The sequence below is a fragment of the Mycobacterium sp. genome (assembly GCF_035653355.1).
Classification (GTDB): Bacteria; Actinomycetota; Actinomycetes; order Mycobacteriales; family Mycobacteriaceae; genus Mycobacterium.
Genome location: NZ_DASRBZ010000422.1, coordinates 1 through 3,486, shown reverse-complemented (window position 1 = coordinate 3,486; position 3,486 = coordinate 1). Strand labels below are relative to the sequence as shown.

General features: G+C 65.1%; 3 protein-coding genes and 1 pseudogene. 2 read left to right on the top strand and 2 right to left on the bottom strand.

Features of this window, described 5'->3' with window-relative positions; genetic code table 11:
- A partial coding sequence (locus tag VFA16_RS14565; RefSeq protein WP_324968499.1) for an enoyl-CoA hydratase/isomerase family protein occupies positions 1–621 on the top strand: 621 nt, incomplete at its 5' end.
- Between the two features lie 76 nt (positions 622–697).
- Positions 698–1,996, top strand: a complete 1,299-nt coding sequence (locus VFA16_RS14560) for a serine hydrolase domain-containing protein (RefSeq protein ID WP_324968498.1) — start codon at positions 698–700, stop codon at positions 1,994–1,996.
- A gap of 42 nt (positions 1,997–2,038) precedes the next feature.
- Here VFA16_RS14560 and VFA16_RS14555 read toward each other — a convergent pair whose 3' ends face one another.
- The gene (locus VFA16_RS14555; RefSeq protein WP_414687721.1) at positions 2,039–2,776 is read right to left on the bottom strand and encodes a hypothetical protein; all 738 of its coding nucleotides are present in this window, start codon (positions 2,774–2,776) and stop codon (positions 2,039–2,041) included.
- Positions 2,777–2,811: 35 nt separating this feature from the next.
- Positions 2,812–3,486 (bottom strand): annotated as a pseudogene (nadE, locus tag VFA16_RS14550) (NAD(+) synthase); the annotation flags it as partial.

Here is a 3,486-nt window from a genome sequence, read left to right as displayed (position 1 = left end):
GGCGATCGCCAGCGCGGCGAAGCCGGGCGCAGCGGGTCGCCGCCAGAGAGCGGTAACGACAACTGGATGCAATTCGGGTCGGCGCTGTCGATGGATGTGACGCCGTTCGACACGCTGCGAAAGTCGGCCAAGCCGGTGGTGTCCGCGGTCAACGGTCTGTGCCAGGGCGGCGGTCTGCAGATCGCGATGTGCAGCGATGTGGCGGTGGTCAGCGACCGGGCGACCTTTCGCGTTCCGGAGTTGTATCGGGGTATCGCCGACACCTATTACAGCCAGATGCTGGCGCGCATCGTGGGGCCGGTCCGCACGCGAGATCTCATGTTCACCGGGCGGACGCTGACCGCGGCAGAGGCCGTCGAGTGGGGCATGGTGGCGCGGATGGTGCCGCACCAGCAGCTGATGGACACGGCACGTGAGGTGCTGGCCCAGTGTTGCCGGACCGCGCCCGGAGCACGCCGCATCGTGAAGGCCAGCCTGGACAACTATATGGGCCTCTACGACCGGATCGGGATGGAGGCCAGCATCGAAAGCGCCGAAGCCGTCGAGGGATTCCTAGCCTTTGTCGAGAGGCGATCCCCGAACTGGGTGCATCCCGAGCTGCGGGTCGATGGTCGCTTGTAGCGGCGTCCCGTAACGCTCCGGCAACGATCGCCCAGTTGCTGCGGGGAAGGGAGTCGCAATATTTACGGTTGCGTGGATGGACGGATTCCACGCCCGGCGCGGCAAGCGCCGTCAAGCGCTGCTGCTGATCGCGGCGCTCGCAGTGCCAACCGCCATCGGGTATCCGAGCGCGTACGGCCAGCCGAACCCGGCGCAGCAGTGCCGCGCCGCCACTCCTGCCGCCCAGGCGATCCTTCCGGTTGTGCAGTCCAACGTTCAGAGATTCCTAGGGCGGCACCCGAGATCCATCACGCCGGGAGTGTCGCTGGCCGTGGTGTCCCCTTCGCCGAACAATCCGTCGGCACCGAGCATTGCGATCATCAACTGCGGCGTCACCGCCGTCGACGGGACCGCAGCCACAACCTCGGACACCGTCTACGAACTCGGCTCGGAAACCAAGGTGTTCACCGCGGCCGCGCTGGCCGAGCTGTCGTTACGGGGTGTGGTGCAGCTCGACGACACCCTGCAGTCGTTCTTGCCGCAGCCCTACGTTGCACCGAAGAGTAGCTGCGGAAACGCCAACGCGTCGCCAATTACGCTGCGGGAGCTCGCGACTCACAATTCGGGGTTGCAAGAAAATCCCAAAAACCTGACCTGGAGCCAGACCAATCCGCAAGGGCACGCGAACTACAGCAGCACGGATCTCTACCAGAGTTTCACCGCTGGGTGGCAACAGCCGTGCGACGCGTTGCGCAACACGCCCGGCACGGCCTACTTGTACTCCAACTGGGGGTTCGCCCTGCTGGGCACCAGCTTGGCCGACCGCTACGCGCCGTCTGGCACGGATGTACCGAACTTCGCCAAACTCGTCGGCGACCTGGTGACTGGTCCACTCGGAATGCCCAACACCGTGCTGGAGCCGATTCCGCCCACACCCGCGATGGCTCAACCGACCTGCGGCGCCGGCGTTGCCACCCCCTGTTACTGGAACAACGTCAACGCATACGCCGGCGGTGGCGGACTTGTATCGACGATCTCCGACATGGCCGCCTTCACCGCCGCCAACCTCGGCTTCAACAGTGCGCCTGCGATATGGCCCGCCCTGCAGCTGACGCACAACGGGCAGGGCATCGGGCCGGATTGCGGCACGTGCCAGGGACTGGCGTGGATGATCACGCCGCCGGGCGACCCCGGCTCAGTCAGTGGATTCCCGATGCTGTCCAAGGACGGCGGTACCTGGGGTATGTACTCCCACACCTACCTGTTGCCCGACGCCTGTTGGGGAATCACGTTCTTGTCGAACTCCAATAGGGCGTTTCCGGTCAGCACAACCGGTTTCGCCCGTCCGATCATCTTGGCGTTGGCGCCCAAGCAACCGTGCGCAAACCATGGGTGATAGCTGATCAGCCCTTGGGCCGCAATAGGTATTGACCCGTGGTCACGCGGGCGTGGCATTGCCGGCGAACCACACAGTCGTCACCCCACGGCTCTGCGGCGGGGGGAAGTGTTCGTTGGGTGCACCGAGTTGCCCGACTTTGACCGTCCACGTCGGGGACGAGCGATCCAGGCAGGCGCCCGCACCCTGGCTTGGCAGCCACAGCACCGCCAGGTTCGAGTTGGCGCCGCCGCAGCCGTACACGCCGACGTAGCCGTCATCGCGCCCACCCCATGCGCCGCCGTTGCGAAGCTGGCAGCGGCTGCCGTCGTCGAGAACCAAGGCGAACGGGTCCTGCACCGCAGGAGGCTGTACCTGGGGCAGTTGACCGCCATAGGTCACCCGGTGCAGGCGTTGATCCCACGGATCGTCGATGCACAACAGCGATCCGGCGGTCGATGGCCAACAGGTGCCGGCATCCGCGGCGCTCGGTGAGCACGAGTAGATGTCGTCGCTGACAGCCGACGGCGACGGCGTGTTGCAGTCGGTGACGGTAGTGACGTTGCCTGGTGACGGCGTCTCGTGGTAGCCGTTGATCGGTTGCCCGTTCGGGCCGACAGCGACCACCGTGATCACCTGAGTGGCTGGCGGTTCCGCGATGGCAGAGCCGGTCAGCGGAGACACGGCCATGGCCGCGAGCGCGGTCGACGTAGCCAGTGCGCGCCACGCCACGGCTATTACGCCGTGTGCGAACCTGTCCATTGCTCCAGCTTCCAGGTACGGGTCGCCGACTGCGGCCACTGGTCAAGGGTAGAGCGAAACGAATGCGGTTGTCGCTACTTCTCGGGTATCCCGCGCTCGATCTCGTCTAGCCAGGTCCGCGCCGACATGTCCGATGGAGCGCGCCAGTCGCCGCGCGGAGACAATGCCCCACCATGAGATACCTTCGGGCCGTTAGGTAGGGCGGATCGCTTGAACTGGCTGAACGAGTAGAACCTCTGCACGAAAACCTTTAGCCAGTGCCTGATCTCGTGCAGCGAGTACGACGGCCGCTTGTCCTCGGGGAAACCCGGCGGCCAGTTGCCGCGGTTCGGGTCGCTCCACGCATGGTAGGCCAGAAACGCGATCTTGGAGGGGCGGAACCCGAATCGCAACACCTGGAATAGCGAAAAGTCTTGCAGCACATACGGGCCGACCTTTGCCTCGCTGCTCTGGATCTCCTCTTCTTCGCCGCTGGGCACCAGTTCGGGGGTGATCTCCGTGTCGAGCACAGACTGCAGCGTGGCACACACCTCGTCGTCGAACTGGCCGGAGGAGATCACCCAGCGGATCAGGTGCTGGATCAAGGTTTTGGGGATGCCGCCGTTGATGTTGTAGTGCGACATCTGATCTCCGACACCGTATGTCGACCAGCCCAGCGCCAGCTCGGAGAGGTCACCGGTACCGAGCACGATGCCGCCACGCTGGTTGGCCAGTCGGAACAGGTAGTCGGTGCGCAAGCCGGCCTGGAC

Coding starts and splice junctions, on each gene's coding strand:
- VFA16_RS14560 (WP_324968498.1), top strand. CDS start 698: ATGGACGGATTCCACGCCCGGCGCGGCAAGCGCCGTCAAGCGCTGCTG.